This is a genomic window from Scandinavium sp. UTDF21-P1B, from assembly GCF_040750395.1.
Lineage (GTDB): Bacteria > Pseudomonadota > Gammaproteobacteria > Enterobacterales > Enterobacteriaceae > Scandinavium.
The window spans coordinates 85,708-104,182 of sequence record NZ_JBFLVD010000015.1; the positions used below are offsets into that span (position 1 = coordinate 85,708).

An 18,475-nucleotide genomic window follows, 5' to 3' on the forward strand; every position below is an offset into this window, starting at 1 on the left:
CATCGCAGAAACAAAAAAACCGCTTTAACACAGAGGCTGCACATTCTTTTGGCAAAGCTTAACCTCGGCGATATTACTCCAGGCGTGATATGCGTGACTTTGCTTCATCAAGATGGCTGCGTAACGCCACAAGACAAGGGGCAAAATTTGCAGACAGGCGGTTACTGTCACGGGCTAACGCCAAAAAGCTCTCGGCTAATTCGAGCGCTTCTCGCCAGATCTCCCCACTAATCACCTCAAGCAGCGTCGCTGGCCGAAGCGTATTCACAATTTCACCACCCGATTTAGGGGCAAAACCCATCGGCAGAATGTCATAGGCTGGCGCAAGCTGGTATGGACGACCATGACCGCTGATGAACGATAAATTACCGTGGTGCATGTCGGTATTGCCGATCAGCCCCCCAAATGCCCAAAGCCGCGCCGTGCCAACGGCGGCATCAGGATGAACACAACCCTGCTTAACCAGCTCATTAACCAGAATGGGCCATGGGTCCCTCGCCCGCCCGACAAATTCCGCCTCCAGCGCCCGCAAAGAAAAGAGACCAATGCGGCCCAGTTGGCCAGCACGGTCGAACCGGGGGATCTCGAGGAAACGCTGTCCTTCAAAATCAAATACTTCTGTTTCTACACCGAGTACTTTTAAGGCAAGATGCTCGGCCAGTAGCAGATCGCGCCAGCGCTCGCTCACGGGGTTATCGTCCAGAGCCGTGAATTTCACCAGCACATGGCCACGTTCTGTATAAGTACAAAATTTTGGTTGCTCACCGCCGGCAGATGAACCCGGCACCTCGCCAGAGCTGACAGCCCGCGCCAGCATAGGATAAGTTGTCGCGCGGTCAACGGGGCTGGGAGATGGCATATCCACGAACTGATTTCTTGCCTGTTCTCCTATCAACAGATTTCCTACGGCGTCGTGTCCATGAGACAACAAAGCTCTGATCACATCCGAATCGGTCCAGTTTTCAGGATTAGAAGATAAGCCAAGCCCGGCTGAATAGGTTGATGCATAAGCTCTTCCAAGATATCCCTGCGGTCGCATATCAAATAGCCACCATGGCAGGCCGTCGCTATGGAGGCATATTTTGTCATCCTGCTCCATGACAAATCCGTCCGGATAAACCGGAATGAGTTTGCCCAGCGGTTTTATCTGGCCTGTTTCGGATATGCGATAAACAGGGGCAGAACTGAACCCACGAAAAGCATCGCGTAACGCATATTGAATAGATGGACCTGAGCCGATCCGAACAATATCATCACCGAGTGTTCTTAGGGTACGAGACAACGTCGGCTGACTAATGCCAATTATATCAATAAGTTTCCTTGCAGGCATGGGCCCCTGGCGCAGTAACTGGCAGATCGTATCGGATCGATTTATCATGATGCGAATCGCTTTATGAATAGATGTGTGAATAGATAAATTAACAGTTAATTGCTGAGATGTCATCCGCGCAGGACGTTTCTCCGCCCAGTCAGGCAGAGAATCGGTGAACGGATCTCATTTCTTTTGGGAGCGTTGGGACAGGCGTCTGAAGGGGACTGCGAAGTCTTTGTTGTCGGTCTCAGCGCTCTGAGGGCTTTTTGCTCTGCCAGTTTGCCCACGGATTATCAGCCGGGGCTTTTTCTGCGTGCTGCACATCCTGCAGCGAATCGATATAGAGCGCTTCAACTTCTTTGCGGGCCCAGGGCGTGCGGCGAAGGAATTTCAGGCTTGATTTGATGCTCGGGTCGCTTTTAAAGCAGTTTATGTTGACATGCTTTGCCAGCTCTGCCCAACCGTAACGCTCAACCAGCGTCGTGAGTAACGCTTCAAGTGTGATGCCATGTAACGGATCTTTCGAAGGCTGGGCGGTCATTGTCGGTCCTGGTCGCTTATGAATTTGCGCACACCTTACTGACTCAGCAAGCGATGCGCAATACGCAGTGGCTCTGCCCCGCCCTTTACGTCATTTTCAGAGGCTGGCGGTTGATGTAACGACAGCCAAAATAACGGCAGGCTCCTTGCGGAACGCTGCCGTGTTGATTATGACTTAGCGCGTCGGGCGATGATCTCGTCCGCCACGTTGCGTGGCGCTTCTGCGTAGTGATGGAACTCCATGCTGTAAGTTGCCCGCCCCTGCGACATCGAACGCAGCGTTGTGGAATAACCAAACATTTCGGCCAATGGCACGTCAGCACGGATGATCTGACTGCCAAAGCGCTCCTCCATGCCCTGCACCATACCGCGACGGGAAGAGAGATCGCCCATAATGTTCCCGGCGTACTCCTCCGGCGTTTCCACTTCGACGTGCATTACCGGTTCAAGAATTATCGGATCTGCCCGTCGCGCGCCCTCTTTAAAGCCAAAGATAGCCGCCATGCGAAACGCCATTTCCGACGAGTCGACGTCATGATAAGAACCAAACGTCAGCGTCGCCTTCACGTCCACGACAGGATAGCCCGCCAGCACACCGGTGTTCATGGCTTCGCGCAGCCCTTTTTCCACCGAAGGAATATACTCGCGCGGCACCACGCCGCCCTTGGTGGCATCCTCAAATTTGAAGCCGCTTCCCGGCTCCAGCGGCTCGAGAGAGAGCACAACATGACCGTACTGCCCTTTCCCGCCGGACTGACGCACAAACTTGCCTTCGATCTCATTCACCGCTTTGCGGATCGTCTCGCGGTACGTCACCTGTGGTCGGCCAATGTTGGCCTCCACGCCAAACTCACGCTTCATGCGGTCGACGATAATGTCGAGGTGCAGCTCACCCATACCGGAAATGATCGTCTGGCCAGACTCGTCATCCGTATGCAGGCGGAACGACGGATCTTCCGACGCCAGGCGCTGCAACGCGATACCCATTTTCTCCTGGTCCGCCTTGGTTTTCGGCTCGATGGCGAGTGAAATTACCGGCTCCGGAAACTCCATGCGCTCAAGCGTAATCACCTTGTCCGGATCGCTCAACGTATCCCCGGTGGTAACGTCCTTCAGCCCCACGCAGGCGGCGATATCCCCGGCGCGCAGCTCGTCGACCTCATGCCTGTCGTTGGCATGCATCTGCACGATGCGTCCGATTCGCTCCTTTTTGCCTTTAACCGGGTTATACACGGCGTCACCTTTGCGCAGTACGCCAGAATAGACGCGAATAAAGGTCAGCTGGCCTACGTATGGATCGGTCATCAGCTTGAACGCCAGCGCCGAGAATGGTTCATCATCACTCGGATGACGCTCCGCCGGTTGGCCTTTTTCGTCCACGCCGTCGATAGCCGGCACGTCAAGCGGTGACGGCATAAATTCAACCACCGCATCGAGCATGCGCTGTACGCCCTTGTTTTTAAAAGCGCTGCCGCAAAGCATCGGTTGGATTTCCCCGGAAACCGTGCGGATCCGCAGCCCGGCGACAATTTCACTTTCGCTGAGATCGCCCGTTTCCAGATATTTATCCATCAACGCATCGCTGGCTTCTGCCGCTGCGGAGACCATTTTCTCACGCCACTCCTGCGCGGTTGTCAGCAACGTTTCCGGCACAGGCCCGTAGCTGAACGTCATGCCCTGAGTGGCATCGTTCCAGTGGATCTCGCGCATCTTAATGAGATCAATCACACCGGAGAAATGCTCTTCCGCGCCGACGGGAATCACAATCGGCACCGGATTGGCCTTCAGGCGGTCCTTCATCATCTGCACCACGCGGAAGAAATCCGCTCCCTGGCGGTCCATCTTGTTGACGAACGCCAGTCGTGGAACGTGATATTTATTGGCCTGTCGCCAGACGGTTTCCGACTGCGGCTGCACGCCGCCGACGGCGTCATAAACCATCACCGCGCCGTCGAGCACGCGCATAGAACGCTCCACCTCAATGGTGAAATCTACGTGGCCCGGGGTGTCGATAATGTTAATCCGGTGCGGTTCAAAATTACTGTCCATACCCGGCCAGAAAGTGCTGACCGCGGCGGAAGTGATCGTAATGCCGCGCTCCTGCTCCTGCGCCATCCAGTCAGTTGTTGCCGCGCCATCGTGTACTTCACCCAATTTGTGGCTCATTCCGGTGTAAAACAGAATGCGCTCGGTGGTGGTTGTTTTACCGGCATCGATATGCGCGGAGATACCGATGTTGCGATAACGTTCGAGAGGGATGGGTCGGGGCATGATGCGTCCTTAGTCTGTTGACTGTCAGTGAGCGACGGGTATTCGCCGCCCTGCTTTTAACGCCGTCAATAATAGTACAACTGTACGAGTATATTAGAACTATATTGCCTATCACAGGTATCGATGAAACGGCGGGAACGCGCGTGGCTTTCATTCAGGGCTTTCGGTATATTACCGCCCACCAGCGCCCGCTATGCAGACACAGGAACAGTATGATCGCCAACCATCCGGAACGTGAACAGATTCGCCTCGAAAATGTGCTCTTTGCGCTCGGGAATGCACTGCGTCTGGAGATAGTGAAAACCCTGGCCGACGGCAGCGAACTGAGCTGCGGCGCCCTGCGCCAGGACGTGGCGAAATCGACCATGACTCACCACTGGCGCGTGTTGCGCGACAGCGGCGTTATCTGGCAGCGTCCTCAGGGGCGGGAAAATCTGATTTCACTGCGCCGGGAAGATTTAGACGCCCGTTTCCCCGGTCTGCTGGACACGCTGTTAGAAGCCGCTCTTCGTAACAACTGGCAGGCATAACGGTATAAGTCCCCTATCATCCAGGCCACGAAGGCCCACAAGAGCCCTCTGAATATCCAACGATGATAGCGGTACTGGTGGCGTTCCCGCGCATGGCCTGCTCAATTCGATTATCAACATCCCTTTCCATTGATTTTCCCTAAGTTTTCCGCGTGACCGTCCGATACTGTTTGTAGCCTAAGCGATTTTGCGCATTACCGTTTTCGATTGTCAGCACAAAACGCCAGGTCTCACTATGTTTAATACTGATAAAGACAAACCGTAACGATGGATACTGACTTTGGACAAAAACCAACGCGCCAGGATGCTGCGTGAGAGCTGGCCTCTGCTCTTTGCGCAGGAACCGCTCAAGCCGATGAAAACGGGCATTATGCAGGACCTGATTGCCGATGCCGAAAAGCGACAAATTGATTTTTCGGGGCTGGACATTGGTAAAGCCCTGAAGCGCTATACGCGCACCATTCCTTATCAGCTGGCGCTGGCAAACAGCTCTCTGCGTTACGGGATTGATGGCCAGCCCGACGGCGTGGTGACCGAAGAGCAGCGTAAGATGGCGTTAACCTGGCTAAATAATAATCCGCACTATCCGCAGGATGCAGAAAAATTGCTGCCAGAGAAAGAGCCGCGCTGAGAACCGCACGAAGATCTGTTGCTCTGACTGGAGAAGAGGACGAAAATGACGTTCTTCGTTAACGCCTGATACCTGTAGGGACACCATCATCAGCTCACGTCGACTCCCGTTAGCCGCCCGATTCACCCGCGCTGGCCTTCTGATAGCCACCGCGCTGGTGCTCGCCAGCTGTGGCTCAAAACAACCCAAATCGCTGGTAACGCCGCTACCGCCGATTGCCAAACATCCGTTGCCAGATTCGTCTTCATCAGACCACCAGCCAGTGCGTGGCGTCTGGCTGACGACGGTATCCCGCCTCGACTGGCCGCCGATCCCGTCAGTGAACGTCAGCGATCCGGCCACCCGTGTCCGCATGCAAAAGCAGGCGCTGACCGATAAGCTGGATAACCTGCAGCGCCTCGGCATCAATACCGTGTTTTTCCAGGTGAAGCCGGACGGCACCGCGCTCTGGCCGTCAAAAATTCTGCCGTGGTCGGATATGCTGACCGGCACAATTGGCCAGGACCCCGGCTACGATCCGCTGATGTTTATGCTCGATGAGGCACACAAGCGTGGGATGAAAGTCCATGCGTGGTTTAACCCATATCGCGTGTCGACGAACATTAAATCTACTACTACCGCCGCGCTCAACGGTACGAGTTCCCTCCATCCGGCAAGCGTATTCGTAACGCATCGCGACTGGATCCGCACTTCTGGCGATCGCTATGTTATTGATCCAGGTATCCCGGAAGCCCGCGACTGGATAACCAGTATCGTGGCCGAAGTCGTGGCGCGTTACCCGGTCGATGGCGTGCAGTTCGATGACTATTTCTATACTGAATCGCCCGGTTCGATGCTCAACGATACTCAGACCTTCCGCGCCTACGGTCAGGGCTTTGCGTCGAAAGCCGACTGGCGGCGAAAAAATACGGAAGAGCTGATTGCGCAGGTCTACCGTACGATTAAACAGCTCAATCCAAACGTGCAGTTTGGCGTCAGCCCGGCAGGCGTGTGGCGTAACCGTTCGCACGATCCGGCGGGCTCCGACACCCGGGGAGCAGCGGCCTATGATGAATCGTTCGCAGACACGCGCTTATGGGTGCAAAAGGGATTGCTGGACTACATCGCGCCGCAGGTTTACTGGCCGTTTGCCCGCGATGCCGCCCGCTATGACGTGCTGGCAAAATGGTGGGCTAACGTCGTCAAACCAACGCACACCCGGCTTTATATTGGGGTGGCGCTGTATAAAGTCGGCGAGCCGTCAAGAAATGAGCCAGACTGGAGCGTTCAGGGCGGCGTGCCGGAGCTGAAAAAACAGCTCGATCTCAACGATACGCTGCCGGAAATCAGCGGCACGATTCTGTTCCGTGAAAACAATCTGAATCAGCCGCAGGCCCAACAGGCAGTGAACTATCTGAAGAGCCGCTGGGGAAGCTGATTAAGTGTACGGGGGCGTTCCGCGGGCGCGGGCCTACATGTCCGTAGGCCTGATAAGCGGAGCGCCATCAGGCAATTAAGTCGTCATACACGCTACGCAGGCGAGTACGAAGATAAAGCACGGCCTTATGCTTACGGGACAATAGCGCCTGCACGCTGTCACCGCTCTCTTCTGCCAGCGCTTTATAACTCAGCCCTTCAAGTTCGGTGCGCTCAAACACTTCTCGCTGCGCGTCAGGCAGCTCCGCCAGCGCATCGTTGAGCTCTTCCCAGAGCAGCGACTTCAGGTAATCCTCTTCCGGGGTCTGCGCCACGCCAAACAGCGTTTCGGCCAGCTCATCCTCCGGATAATCCCCTTCTTCATCTGCCGTAAAGAAGGATGACAGCGGCAATTCCTTTTTTTTGCGCGACCTGTCCGTCAGCTCATTGCGGGCGGCGCGAAACAGCCAGGCGGCGATGTTCTCCACCGGCTGTTCGACCTTTATCAGTTGCCAGGTGATCTCCTGCAAAACGTCGTCGGCATCTTCACGCCCCGCCGTTCGTCCACGGATAAATGCCGTGAGCCGCGAACGACAGGCGTTGAGCGCCGAGATAAGCAGTGAATCCCCTGTCACGTCAGATTTCATCCGCGTGGCTCGCTGTCGGGTGTGTCCGTTGTCGAAGCATCCGGCGCCGGACGAGGATCCATGCGTTCATCACGACGGCCGCGCCAGCCGCAATGGTCATGGTGATGATGACCGCGACGACCAAATCCCTCACGACGGTGCTGCATAAACGCTTCACGCTGCTCCGGCGTCATCTGCATCCAGCGCTCGTGCATACGGCGGCGCATGCCGAACATGCCCGGACGGAAGCCGAGACCGCCAAACAGAATTCGGCACAGAACCAGCAGCCCTAACGCCTGCCAGAAACCGATGGCTTTCACGCCAACAAGCGCGGGCAGCAGCGCATTCCACAGGGACATCACCAGCAGCCCCAGGACCGCCACAATCACCGCGCCAATGACCAGCGGTTTTGCCATCCGGTGGCTGCCAAAGCCGTGCCCACGACGGTGTTCATGCATATCAAAATCTCTCATGGTTTTTTCCTCATTACGTTGCGTACTGAGGTAGACGAATGAGATTGCGAAATATTGCTGAAAAAACGAAAAAAAGAAGATAGCTGGTCACCGACACTGGAGAAAACGTTGTGCTGATATCCCAGGCATCTGGTCTGCTACCTGAATATTGCCAGCCCGTTGGCGGAAGGATCGTCTTAATTCAGCGAACGTACCGGGGAAAAGTAGCACTGCAAATAGCGCGTAAACTTCCCAACAAAGCTTCCGGCAAAAATACTGCCCGCAATCACCGCCGCGGCGCTAACCGCAGGTTGCTGCATCGTCTGTGGTGAAACCGCTGTCAGCACCCCGAAAACATATTTAATGGCAAAGGCAATCATCATCAGCGGCAGCGCCGAATAGTCGGCCTGGCGGTTAATGGCCCGCGGCAGCGTCGCCCGGCTCACGCGTTCAGGCCGAATCAGCCAGAAGCCCAGCACCACGCCAGCCAACAGCCCGACGACCCAAAGCGCCACAATACCCGGCGTCAGATGCCGGTAAACCACCAGATCGTAGAGATCCCAGACGATAAATATCAGAGGAATGAGAGCCAGCCTTTCCAGCGTAACCGTCGCGGGCTGGCGCGCTTTTATGCCGCGCAGCAGTAAAAACACAAACAGCACGTACACCCAGACGGGCGTATCAGCCAACATATGCGCAATAAAATCGACCATTCGCAGTACCTGCCGGTGCATAAGCGGAGCCGTTGCTCCGCAATGAAAAAGCTTGGCACAACGGCATTCACAATGCGAATCAGCCCGTTCAGCGCTGCGATGCAGCGCAAAATATGGTTAAGAAGGATATTCCCCCTGACAGACAGCCAGTACCGTTTGCCTTAGCCAGCGATGCGCCGGATCCTTTTCCATACGTGGATGCCACATCTGCGAAACGGTAATGGTGCGGGTTTTAAAAGGTAGCTCAAAGAGATGCAGCGGCATCGCCGTCCGGCGTAAAAATGAAGCCGGAACCAGCGCAATCAGATCGGAGGCCTGCGCCACCGCAAGCGCGGAGGGAAACCCCGGCACCACGCTGACAATCTTCCGCCGTAGCCCCAGTTCGGCGAGCGCGTCATCCACGGGGCCCTGCGGCTGGCCGCGGCGTGAAGCCACCACATGTCCCCAGGCTATATAGTCATCGATACTCACCTTCTCTTTCGCCGCAAGCGGATGATCTTCCCGAACCACACCAATAAACCTGTCGCGAAACAGTGCCTGTAGCCTGATCTCCGGCCCCATGTTACTCAGCACGCCTATTTCCAAATCCACCAGGCCTTCACGCAGATGGCGGGCCGTTTTTTCCGGCTTCGGCGCAAAACGCAGGCAGACCTCTGGCGCCGCAGCCACCAGGGCGGCAATCAGCGGTGGGCCAAAGGATTCAATAAATCCGTCATTCGCGCGGACGGTAAAGATTCTTTGCAGCTCTGCCAGATTGAGAACGTCGGCAGAGGGTTGCAGAACCGCCCGGGCTTCCAGCACGGCGTTTTTTGCTCTGTCGCGCGTGGCCTGCGCGTAAGGCGTCAGCACCATATTTCGCCCCGCTCGCACCAGCAAAGCGTCACCTGTAACCTCACGCAAGCGCCCCAGCGTGCGGCTCATTGCCGAGGTACTCAAATTCAGCCGCCGCGCGGCCCCGGCGACGCTGGCTTCCGTCAGCAGCGCATCGAGCGCTATCAGCAAGTTAAAATCCGGATCGGTCATCATATTCTCCTTTCGCAGAGATAAGGCGTCTGATGCAACTATACTGTATCAATGCTGTGCCTTCCGCCTTCTTTCTGACAGGCCTATCCTTTGCCCATTCTGACAATTTCTGATGAGGCACTGAGATGACACTTTTTTCTGAACAACCGGGTGATGACGGCCTGCCTGGGCGTGCACGGGCGTTTGCGATGGCCGCGGTAATGACCTCAACGCTGATGGCAGTATTTGACGGCTCGATGGTGAATATCGCTCTGCCGCAGATGGCACACGCTTTACAGGTTACCACCTCCGTTGCCGTCTGGTTTGCCAATGGCTATCTGCTCTCTGCTGCTATGACGCTGGCGATTTTCGCGGCGCTGGCCACGCGCTTTGGCTTTCGCGCAGTCTTTCTTTTTGGCCTGACGCTTTTTACCCTGGCGTCGCTGGGCTGCGCGGTGGCTTCGTCTGCTGAGATACTGATTGCGATGCGCATCCTGCAGGGCATTGGCGGGGCTGCAACCTTGAGTATTGCTCCGGCAATACTGCGATCCGTCTTTCCGGGCAGGCTGCTTGGGAGGATCCTCGGCCTGAACGCACTGTTAATTGCCTCCAGCACCGCTATCGCCCCCGTCCTCGGTGGAACGTTGCTGGACGCGCTCAGCTGGCCATGGCTCTTTGCGGTGAACGTAATTCCAGGCTCGGTGGCCATTGCGCTGGCGTTGAAGGCGATTCCGCATCAGCCTGGCCTGAAACTACAGAAGTTTGATGCGGCAGGCGCCGTGCTTTCCGCCACGCTTTTAGGTTCCCTGATTATGGCGGCGAACAGCTTTGCAGAGCCTCATGCCACCACGCATGCCCTGAATACCGCCGTGTACGGCTGGAGTTTACTGGCGCTGGTCAGCGGGCTGGTATTTGTCTGGCGCATCCAGCGAGCTGCGGCACCTTTGCTGCCACCGGCCATCTTCACCTCTACGCGCTTTTCCCTTGCTGCACTGACGTCGCTGGCGTCGTTTATCAGCCAGGGGATTACGTTTGTCGCCCTGCCATTTCTGTTCCAGAGCGTTTATGGCTACAGCGCCTTTACCTCAGCGCTGCTGTTCACGCCATGGCCGGTGGGCATTGTACTGGTGGCGCCTCATGCGGGAAGGCTGGCGGACAAATACTCACCGTCGGTGATTTCTACTCTCGGACTGGGGGTTTTTGTTATCGGACTGGCGCTGCTGGCCATGTTGCCTGCACACGCTGCTTCCTGGGATATTGGCCTGCGCAGCCTGATTTGCGGCATGGGATTTGGCTGTTTCCAGAGCCCGAATAACAGGGAGATGTTGTCCAGCGTGGCGCGGGAATTCAGCAGCTATGCTTCCGGTGTGCTGGCGATCGTCAGAACGTTCGGCCAGTGTCTGGGGGCCGCGATTGTCGGGGTCATGCTGGCGGCGATGGTGTCCTCAAATCCTGTCACACAGGAGGCGCTGGCCGTGAGGATGAGTTTGTGGGCGGCGGTTATCGCATCAGGTGCGGCGATTGCGTTCAGCGTGAGTCGATTGCGCTATTTGCATCACGGTGTTGTCTGAGGGTTGCCTGATGGCGCTGCGCTTATCAGGCCTACAGGACCGTAGGCCCGGTAAGGCGTAGCTGCCACCGGGCAATAAATGCAGGTGACAACGTCACACATACCCCTTTAGCTTCGCTAACAAAAAGGCCGTGACTGATGTGGCATCGCTGATTTTACCTTCTGCTATCAGCGCTTCAAACTCTGCCACCGCCATCCTGCGGCAGGTCAGCCCGACCTCTTCCGCATCCAGGTTTTGCGTAGTGGCAACAAAATCCGTTGCCAGCCAGACGTGATAGCCCTGACTGGAATAACCCTGCGCCAGCTTCTGGTAACCGATTTGCGTCATGCTGTTTGCCAGTAATCCGGTTTCTTCCGCCAGCTCTCCGCGGGCGACGGCAATCGGGTCGGCGTCAGGGCTCAGCTCCCACGACCCCTGCGGCAGCTCAAGCGTCCGCTTGCCTAATGGATAGCGGTACTGCTCCACCACCCAGATATCGCCTTCTGACACCGGCACGATCACCGCGAAATCTGGCTTCTCGATAACGGAATAGACGCCGTGAGAACCATCGGCGCGTTCAATACGATCCTCTTTCAACCGCATCCACTGATTGCTGTAAATCTCCTGCGAACTCAGGGTCTTAATTTCACTCATAGCCACTCATTTTTACCGTTGTACGCAATGGCACCCCGGATGGGTTGTGGAAGTTATGCTGCCCTCGGGGCATGCGCTTGCATGAACCTGCTTGCATCAGTAGGCCGGGTAAGCGTGAGCGCCACCCGGCAATCGGCCAAATCAGTTCAGCGTATAATCCAGCGTAATTTCGGCCTTCAGCACCTGAGACACCGGGCAGCCCGCTTTTGCTTTCTGGATGATGCCATCGAAGGTGCCTGGATCGATATCCGGCACGGCAATTTTGCTTTGCAGCGCTACTTTAGTAATGGAGAATCCGGCGTCGGATTTATCAAGCGAAACGGTCGCTTCGGTGTCGATGGAGGTGGCGGTAAATCCGGCTTCGCTCAGCATCAGCGACAGCGCCATAGAGAAGCAGGACGCGTGCGCTGCGGCAATCAGCTCCTCCGGGTTGGTCCCTTTGGCGCCTTCAAAACGGGTGTTAAAGCCATAAGGCTGCTGGTTAAGCACCCCGCTCTCGGTGGAAACGGTACCTTTGCCGCGTTTCAGATCGCCTTCCCAATGGGCCTGACCTTTCTTATGGATAGTCATCTTTCACTCCTTTTTTTCCGTGGGCTGATAAGTATAGAACATGGGCCTGACTCAGGCCTGAAGTGATGCCATATCAATCACAAAGCGGTACTTCACATCGCTTTTTTGCATTCGCTCGTAAGCGTGATTGATATCCTGAATATTGATCACTTCGACGTCGGCGGCGATCCCCTTTTCGGCGCAGAAATTGAGCATTTCCTGGGTTTCAGCAATACCGCCAATCGCCGATCCGGCAATGGAGCGACGGTTGATCAACATCGGGATGGTATTGAACTCCGGCGTATCGCCGAGCAGGCCAACGAACACCAGGGTGCCGTCCAGAGAAAGCGTTGGCAGATACGGGTTGATGTCGTGTTCGTACGGCACGGTGTCGATAATCAGGTCGAACTGGTTATGTACCGCCGCCATCTGCTGTTCGTCGGATGACAGCACCACGTTATGCGCACCCAGGCGTCGGGCATCGGCTTCTTTACCCGGCGATCGCGTAAACAGCGTAACCTCCGCGCCCAGCGCATGCGCCAGCTTCAGGCCCATATGCCCCAGGCCGCCGAGACCGATCACCGCCACTTTGCTGTGCGGCCCAATCTTCCAGTGACGCAGCGGAGACCAGGTGGTGATTCCGGCGCACAGCAACGGTGCCGCGCCCTGTAAATCAAGCCCCTCCGGCACGTGCAGCACGAAATCCTGGCTTGCAAGAATGAACTGTGAATAGCCACCGTAGGTAGGCTGATGGTCATGTCGGTCGTGGCCGTTGTAAGTCTGGGTATTCCCCTCTTCGCAATACTGCTCCAGCCCCTCTTTACACGGCGAGCAAACGCGACAGGAATCCACCATGCAACCGATAGCAGCCAGGTCACCGGGCTTGAATTTAGTGACATTGTCACCTATAGACGTTACCCGTCCAACAATTTCATGTCCTGGAACCAGCGGATAGGTACTGAACCCCCAATCGTTGCGGGCCTGGTGCAGATCGGAGTGACACACGCCGCAGTACAGCACTTCAATCGTTACGTCGTCCGATCGTGGCGTGCGGCGTTCAAATGAAAAAGGAGCCAGCGGCGTAGTGGGATTTTGTGCGGCATAACCTAAAACTTTCATGGACAACCCTCACGATAAACAAAACGAAAAACCTCAGGGCGAAGCCTCAAGCATAGTTCAATGACATGGCGGTGTGATGACGGTCGCACAAAGGGTTAAAGCTCGGAGAGTTCCTGAAAGCGCCATCTTGTGTTGCTATTTCATTCAGAATGGTCAAGTATCAATCACGCAGGCAGACAGAGTAATTGCCCGCGCTATGGGGTAAATTTCGCCCGGATCCACCGGGAATGACCTTGAAACCATTCACAGGATTAAGGAGTCAGAATGAAATCGAACCGTCAGGCACGTCATATCCTCGGCTTGAACTACAAGCTCTCCAACCAGAAAAAAGTCCTTATCGAAGGCGATTCAGAAACCCAGCAGAATCACATTCATGCGACAGGCCGTAAGCGTCGCACCGAGTAACCCCGCGCCGTAAGGCTGCCGTTTCGGCAAAGAGGTTTCGATAAAGACCTACACCATCTTTAACAAAAGATGGTGTTTTTTTTACTTTCTCAACCGCCGCTTTTTCCCTTTTTATTAACACTTGCTTTATACTTTGCCCCGCCGAAGACCCAGCCAGCCCTGCACGCTCTGCCTGGTCGGGCCGTGATGACAAAGGATCAGTGAGATGTTACCCAACCCTAAAAATAACCGTTCTCTTTATATCCCCTATGCAGGCCCCGTTTTACTTGAGTTCCCGCTCCTCAATAAAGGCAGTGCGTTCAGCCTCGAAGAACGTCGCAATTTCAATCTGTTAGGATTATTGCCCGCGGTAGTCGAAACCATCGAGGAGCAGGCCGAACGTGCCTGGATTCAGTATCAGGGTTTCAAAACCGAAATCGACAAACACATCTACCTGCGCAATATCCAGGACACCAACGAAACGCTCTTCTACCGTCTGGTCGAAAATCACCTTGAAGAGATGATGCCGGTTATCTATACCCCGACCGTTGGCGCCGCCTGTGAACGCTTCTCGGAAATTTACCGTCGCTCCCGCGGTGTGTTTATCTCCTATGAGAACCGCCACAATATGGACGACATTCTGCAAAATGTGCCGAATCACAACATCAAAGTGATTGTCGTCACCGACGGCGAGCGCATTTTAGGCCTTGGTGACCAGGGCATTGGCGGGATGGGTATTCCTATCGGTAAGCTCTCGCTCTACACCGCCTGCGGTGGGATCAGCCCGGCATATACCCTGCCGGTGGTGCTGGATGTAGGCACCAACAACCAGCAGTTGTTGAACGATCCGCTGTATATGGGCTGGCGTAATCCGCGTATTACTGACGACGAGTATTATCAGTTTGTCGACGATTTCATCCAGGCGGTGAAACACCGCTGGCCGAACGTGCTGCTGCAGTTTGAAGACTTCGCGCAGAAAAATGCCATGCCGCTGCTGAACCGCTACCGCAATGAGATTTGTTCGTTTAACGACGACATTCAGGGCACCGCAGCGGTCACCGTCGGAACGCTGATTGCCGCCAGCCGCGCAGCGGGCAGCCAGCTCAGCGAACAGAAAATTGTCTTCCTCGGTGCAGGCTCTGCCGGGTGTGGCATCGCTGAGCAGATTATCGCGCAGACCCAGCGCGAAGGTTTGAGTGAAGAACAGGCGAGATCCCGCGTGTTTATGGTCGACCGTTTCGGTCTGCTGACCGATCAGATGCCAAACCTGCTGCCGTTCCAGACTAAGCTAGTGCAAAAACGCGACAACCTGAGCGGCTGGGACAGCGGTGAAGATGTGTTGTCGTTGCTGGACGTGGTGCGTAACGTGAAACCGGACATTCTGATTGGCGTCTCCGGCCAGACCGGCCTCTTCACCGAAGAGATCATCCGCGAAATGCACAAGCATTGCCCGCGCCCGATCGTTATGCCGCTCTCTAACCCAACGTCCCGCGTGGAGGCCACGCCGCAGGACATCATCTCCTGGACCGAAGGCTGTGCGCTGGTTGCCACCGGCAGCCCGTTCGCGCCAGTCGTATGGAAAGAGAAAACCTACCCGATTGCGCAGTGCAATAACTCGTACATCTTCCCGGGTATTGGCCTTGGCGTGATCGCTTCCGGCGCCACGCGCATTACCGACGAAATGCTGATGTCAGCCAGTGAAACGCTGGCCAAACACTCTCCGCTGGTCAATAACGGCGAAGGTCTTGTGTTGCCGGAGCTGAAAGACATTCACACCGTCTCGCGCGCTATCGCTTTTGCCGTGGGTAAAATGGCACAGCAGCAAGGCGTGGCGATTAAAACCTCAGCGGAAGCCCTGCAACAGGCCATCGACGACAACTTCTGGCAGCCGGAATACCGCAGCTACCGCCGCACGTCTATCTGATGCAGTTGCCAGATGGCGCTGCGCTTGTCAGACCTACGGATTTTCGTAGGCCCGGCAAGCGTAGCGCCGTCGGGAGATCTTAGCTACACTCTGCTCACCTGTTAACCTGCTGAATATAAAAGGAGGATCCCCATGCCGTACTGTGAAATGTTTGATATTTCACATACCTTTGGCGATCGCACCTGCTCAAGCGTTATCCGTACCGTGCTGCGATAACTTCGGCTTGAGCGAAGACACCAAAGTCTGAATCCCTTCCTCGGGCTTACCGGGTTATCGTCGGCGTTATTTGACGAGGCGTTTTTACGCCAGTAACACTTGAGTAAGTTCTATGAGCACACTACTGAATGCACAGGCTTTGTGCAGCGACACGGCCTTCGGCCCCCTGTTTATCAACCTCACCTTCACCCTGAAAAAAGGCGACCGCGTCGGGCTTATCGGCTACAACGGCTGTGGGAAAAGTACCCTGCTGAAGCTGCTTGACGGCTCGCTGTCCCCCGCGTCGGGCTCCGTTTCGGTGGCGAACCACTGCCTTCTGGCTCGCGTTGAGCAGCATTTACCGGACTCGCTTCACCCGCTTTCCATACTTGATGCTGTTCTGGATAAACTGCCCGTTGCAGAACGTGAAATTCAGCGCTGGCGAGCTGAGGCCCTGCTGGCAGAAATGGGTTTCGGCCCGGCAGAGAGGGCGTTAACCGCAGCAACGCTGAGCGGAGGACAGCATACCCGCCTGTTGCTCGCCCGCGCGTTGATGACCTCACCCGATCTCCTCCTGCTGGATGAGCCTGGCAACCATCTCGATTTGCCCACCCTGCTGTGGCTGGAGCGTTACCTGAACAGCTGGAACGGCAGCTTTATTGTCGTTTCGCACGACCAGCAGCTGCTGGACAACGTGACGAACACCAGCTGGATCCTGCGCGATCGCAAGCTGCACAGCTTTGCCCTTCCCTGTAGCGCAGCCCGTCAGGCGCTGGCAGAACAGGACGCCAGCGATGCGTTGCGCTTTAAGGCAGAACAAAAAGAGATAGACCGGGTGACGACCAGCGCCAAAAGGCTCGCTGTCTGGGGAAGCGTTTACGACAACGAAGCGCTCTCCCGCAAGGCTAAACAGATGGAAAAGCAGGTGGAACGGCTGAAAGAGAACCAGACCGACGTCACCGCGGGTAGCCAGTGGCGATTGCAGCTTCAGGGCGATACGCTGCGGGCCGACAGGCTGCTGGAGCTGGATAATCTTCCTGTTCCGCCAGCCTTCGGACTACCGCCTCTGTTTCGCACGCCGGTCGCTCGCCTGAAAAGCGGCGATCGGGTGGCGGTGATCGGCCGCAACGGCTGCGGGAAGTCATCCCTGCTGCGTCTGATCTGGCAGCACTATCAGGCAGGCATGCAGGCGGAAGATCTTAAAATTCACCCGCGCGTGGCGCTGGGCTATTACGACCAGACGCTGCATCAGCTGGCAGATGACGCAACGCTGTTTGAGGCACTGGAGCCGTTCGCGCCCGCTGCTGAAGAACGCAAAATGGCGCTGATTGGTGCAGGGTTTGCGTTTGCCCGCCACGGTCAGCGTGTGGCGTCACTGAGCGGTGGTGAACGATCGCGACTGCTGTTTATCGGCCTGACGCTGGCGCGCTACAGCCTGCTGATGCTGGATGAGCCGACCAACCATCTGGATATGGAAGGCAAAGAGACGCTGGCGGAAACCCTGCACTCTTTTGCCGGAGGTGTCCTGCTGGTCAGCCACGATCGTCATCTGCTGAAAGCAAGCTGCAACCGCTTCTGGTTAATCGAAAACGGCGCACTGGAAGAGTGGCACGATGCGGATGCCGCGTGGGAGCGATTGCGGGAACCGCTTCCCGATAGCCTGGTGGCGACCGATGTCGCACAGGATAATCTCGCGAACCACGCTGCGGACGATCTGCTGGAAAAACTCATCGAGCTGGAAACCCTGCTCGCAGACGATCTGGCCAGAAAACCTAAGCACCAGAAGCCCCAGCTTCAGGCGCAGTGGCAGCATGAAATCAGGTTACTTAACGCCCGGATTGAGTCTTTGTAGTTTTCGATACCGCCCGGCATTGCCGGGCGGCACTTCGTTTGCCCGGCCTACCGTTCGCATAGGCTGGTTGAGGCTTTCCAGTTTGCTGCTGAAGGCAAAGTGGTGCCCAAAGAGACAATGCGCCCGCTCCGCGACATCAACGCTACCTTCAAAGAGATGGAACAGGGGTAGCTCCGCGGACGTATGGACATCGACCTGCACCATTAATTGCGATTCAAATGACTAACGGCGCCATTGGGCGCCGTTTTTGTATTGGATTAAGCTTTGCTCCGCCTGTCGTTAACCCACTGTTTGACTTCAATGCTGAAGGTATCCGGCGCTTTACGGAACATTTTACGCGCCAGATCGAGCACGGTATGGCGCGCAAGCTCCTCTTCCATTCGCTGCTGAGCGCTGTCCATCACCGAACGTACGCCACATGGGCCATCGCAAACCCAGGCGGGCGGCTTTTCATCAAACAGCGCCAGCCGCTGGCGGATCTCTTTGCACTCAAACATCGACTTCTGTCCGTCAATGGCGTGGACAATGTCCAGCACGCTGATGAGCTCGCTGGCCCGCGCCAGCCGGAAACCACCGCCCTTTCCTTCCGTGCTCACCACCAGCCCCGCACGTGAGAGACGCGTAAAAATCTTTGCAAGATAGTCATACGGAACATTCTGCAGCTCTGCCAGTTCGCGCACGCTCATATCACGCGCGTCGCCGTTCGCATCAACCATGCTTATCAGGCTATGAATACCGTATTCCACGCCAGAACTGTAAAACGCCATTTTATGCTC

Annotated in this window: 18 protein-coding genes and 1 pseudogene; 8 read left to right on the top strand and 11 right to left on the bottom strand. The window is 56.1% G+C overall.

The features are described 5' to 3' along the window. Nucleotides 1-73 precede the first annotated feature (73 nt). The 3 genes from yjjJ to fusA all read right to left on the bottom strand — a co-directional run bounded on the left by yjjJ (nt 74) and on the right by fusA (nt 4,123). Complete coding sequence (gene yjjJ / locus AB1287_RS12640) at nt 74-1,378, bottom strand: type II toxin-antitoxin system HipA family toxin YjjJ (protein ID WP_435618178.1); 1,305 nt, start codon at nt 1,376-1,378, stop codon at nt 74-76. Nucleotides 1,379-1,559: 181 nt separating this feature from the next. Further along, nucleotides 1,560-1,853, bottom strand: a complete 294-nt coding sequence (locus AB1287_RS12645; protein WP_435617985.1) for a VF530 family DNA-binding protein — start codon at nt 1,851-1,853, stop codon at nt 1,560-1,562. 167 nt (nt 1,854-2,020) lie between these two features. Further along, entirely contained in the window at nt 2,021-4,123 is a 2,103-nt protein-coding gene (fusA, locus tag AB1287_RS12650; RefSeq protein ID WP_312626469.1) for an elongation factor G, read from the bottom strand. Between the two features lie 212 nt (nt 4,124-4,335). On the opposite strand from fusA, the gene AB1287_RS12655 reads away from it, so the two are divergent. From AB1287_RS12655 to AB1287_RS12665, 3 genes are all read left to right on the top strand, one after another. Next, entirely contained in the window at nt 4,336-4,653 is a 318-nt protein-coding gene (locus AB1287_RS12655) for an ArsR/SmtB family transcription factor (protein WP_435617986.1), read from the top strand. Nucleotides 4,654-4,933: 280 nt separating this feature from the next. Next, nucleotides 4,934-5,284 (top strand): ProQ/FINO family protein, encoded by a 351-nt coding sequence (locus tag AB1287_RS12660; protein WP_435617987.1) that lies wholly within the window; start codon nt 4,934-4,936, stop codon nt 5,282-5,284. Between the two features lie 85 nt (nt 5,285-5,369). Further along, on the top strand, nt 5,370-6,701 hold the full coding sequence (locus AB1287_RS12665; protein WP_435618179.1) for a glycoside hydrolase family 10 protein: 1,332 nt from the start codon (nt 5,370-5,372) through the stop codon (nt 6,699-6,701). A 67-nt stretch (nt 6,702-6,768) separates the two neighbouring features. On the opposite strand, the gene AB1287_RS12670 is transcribed toward AB1287_RS12665, so the two are convergent. The 4 genes from AB1287_RS12670 to AB1287_RS12685 form a co-directional block, all read right to left on the bottom strand. After that, entirely contained in the window at nt 6,769-7,326 is a 558-nt protein-coding gene (locus AB1287_RS12670; RefSeq protein ID WP_435617988.1) for an RNA polymerase sigma factor, read from the bottom strand. Further along, complete coding sequence (locus AB1287_RS12675) at nt 7,323-7,778, bottom strand: hypothetical protein (RefSeq protein WP_312626475.1); 456 nt, start codon at nt 7,776-7,778, stop codon at nt 7,323-7,325. Before AB1287_RS12675 ends, AB1287_RS12670 begins: the two co-directional genes overlap by 4 nt. A gap of 176 nt (nt 7,779-7,954) precedes the next feature. Then, a complete protein-coding gene (locus AB1287_RS12680) occupies nt 7,955-8,470 on the bottom strand; it encodes a hypothetical protein (protein ID WP_312626476.1) in 516 nt (171 codons plus the stop codon). 117 nt (nt 8,471-8,587) lie between these two features. Continuing rightward, nucleotides 8,588-9,493, bottom strand: coding sequence for a LysR family transcriptional regulator (locus AB1287_RS12685; RefSeq protein WP_435618180.1), 906 nt, complete (start codon nt 9,491-9,493; stop codon nt 8,588-8,590). A gap of 125 nt (nt 9,494-9,618) precedes the next feature. On the opposite strand from AB1287_RS12685, the gene AB1287_RS12690 reads away from it, so the two are divergent. After that, nucleotides 9,619-11,043: an MFS transporter gene (locus tag AB1287_RS12690; RefSeq protein WP_435617989.1), complete on the top strand. Its 1,425-nt coding sequence runs from the start codon at nt 9,619-9,621 to the stop codon at nt 11,041-11,043. 93 nt (nt 11,044-11,136) lie between these two features. Here the strand turns inward: AB1287_RS12690 and AB1287_RS12695 are convergent, their stop codons facing one another. The 3 genes from AB1287_RS12695 to AB1287_RS12705 all read right to left on the bottom strand — a co-directional run bounded on the left by AB1287_RS12695 (nt 11,137) and on the right by AB1287_RS12705 (nt 13,344). Then, complete coding sequence (locus AB1287_RS12695; protein ID WP_312626478.1) at nt 11,137-11,676, bottom strand: NUDIX hydrolase; 540 nt, start codon at nt 11,674-11,676, stop codon at nt 11,137-11,139. Between the two features lie 141 nt (nt 11,677-11,817). Continuing rightward, nucleotides 11,818-12,246 (bottom strand): OsmC family protein, encoded by a 429-nt coding sequence (locus AB1287_RS12700; RefSeq protein WP_312626479.1) that lies wholly within the window; start codon nt 12,244-12,246, stop codon nt 11,818-11,820. A 51-nt stretch (nt 12,247-12,297) separates the two neighbouring features. After that, nucleotides 12,298-13,344: an NAD(P)-dependent alcohol dehydrogenase gene (locus AB1287_RS12705; RefSeq protein WP_435617990.1), complete on the bottom strand. Its 1,047-nt coding sequence runs from the start codon at nt 13,342-13,344 to the stop codon at nt 12,298-12,300. A 264-nt stretch (nt 13,345-13,608) separates the two neighbouring features. Here AB1287_RS12705 and sra point away from each other — a divergent pair, with 264 nt between their 5' ends. From sra to adhP, 4 genes and pseudogenes are all read left to right on the top strand, one after another. Continuing rightward, nucleotides 13,609-13,749 (top strand): stationary-phase-induced ribosome-associated protein, encoded by a 141-nt coding sequence (gene sra / locus AB1287_RS12710; RefSeq protein WP_312626481.1) that lies wholly within the window; start codon nt 13,609-13,611, stop codon nt 13,747-13,749. 205 nt (nt 13,750-13,954) lie between these two features. Next, nucleotides 13,955-15,652 (top strand): NAD-dependent malic enzyme, encoded by a 1,698-nt coding sequence (locus tag AB1287_RS12715; RefSeq protein WP_435617991.1) that lies wholly within the window; start codon nt 13,955-13,957, stop codon nt 15,650-15,652. A 328-nt stretch (nt 15,653-15,980) separates the two neighbouring features. Next, the gene (locus tag AB1287_RS12720; protein WP_435617992.1) at nt 15,981-17,699 is read left to right on the top strand and encodes an ABC-F family ATP-binding cassette domain-containing protein; all 1,719 of its coding nucleotides are present in this window, start codon (nt 15,981-15,983) and stop codon (nt 17,697-17,699) included. 63 nt (nt 17,700-17,762) lie between these two features. After that, nucleotides 17,763-17,870: pseudogene (adhP, locus tag AB1287_RS12725) on the top strand (alcohol dehydrogenase AdhP); the annotation flags it as partial. An 86-nt stretch (nt 17,871-17,956) separates the two neighbouring features. Here the strand turns inward: adhP and AB1287_RS12730 are convergent. Continuing rightward, nucleotides 17,957-18,466 carry an RrF2 family transcriptional regulator gene (locus AB1287_RS12730; RefSeq protein WP_312626484.1) on the bottom strand — a complete coding sequence of 170 codons (510 nt, stop codon included), beginning with the start codon at nt 18,464-18,466 and terminating at the stop codon, nt 17,957-17,959. Between the last annotated feature and the right edge of the window lie 9 nt (nt 18,467-18,475).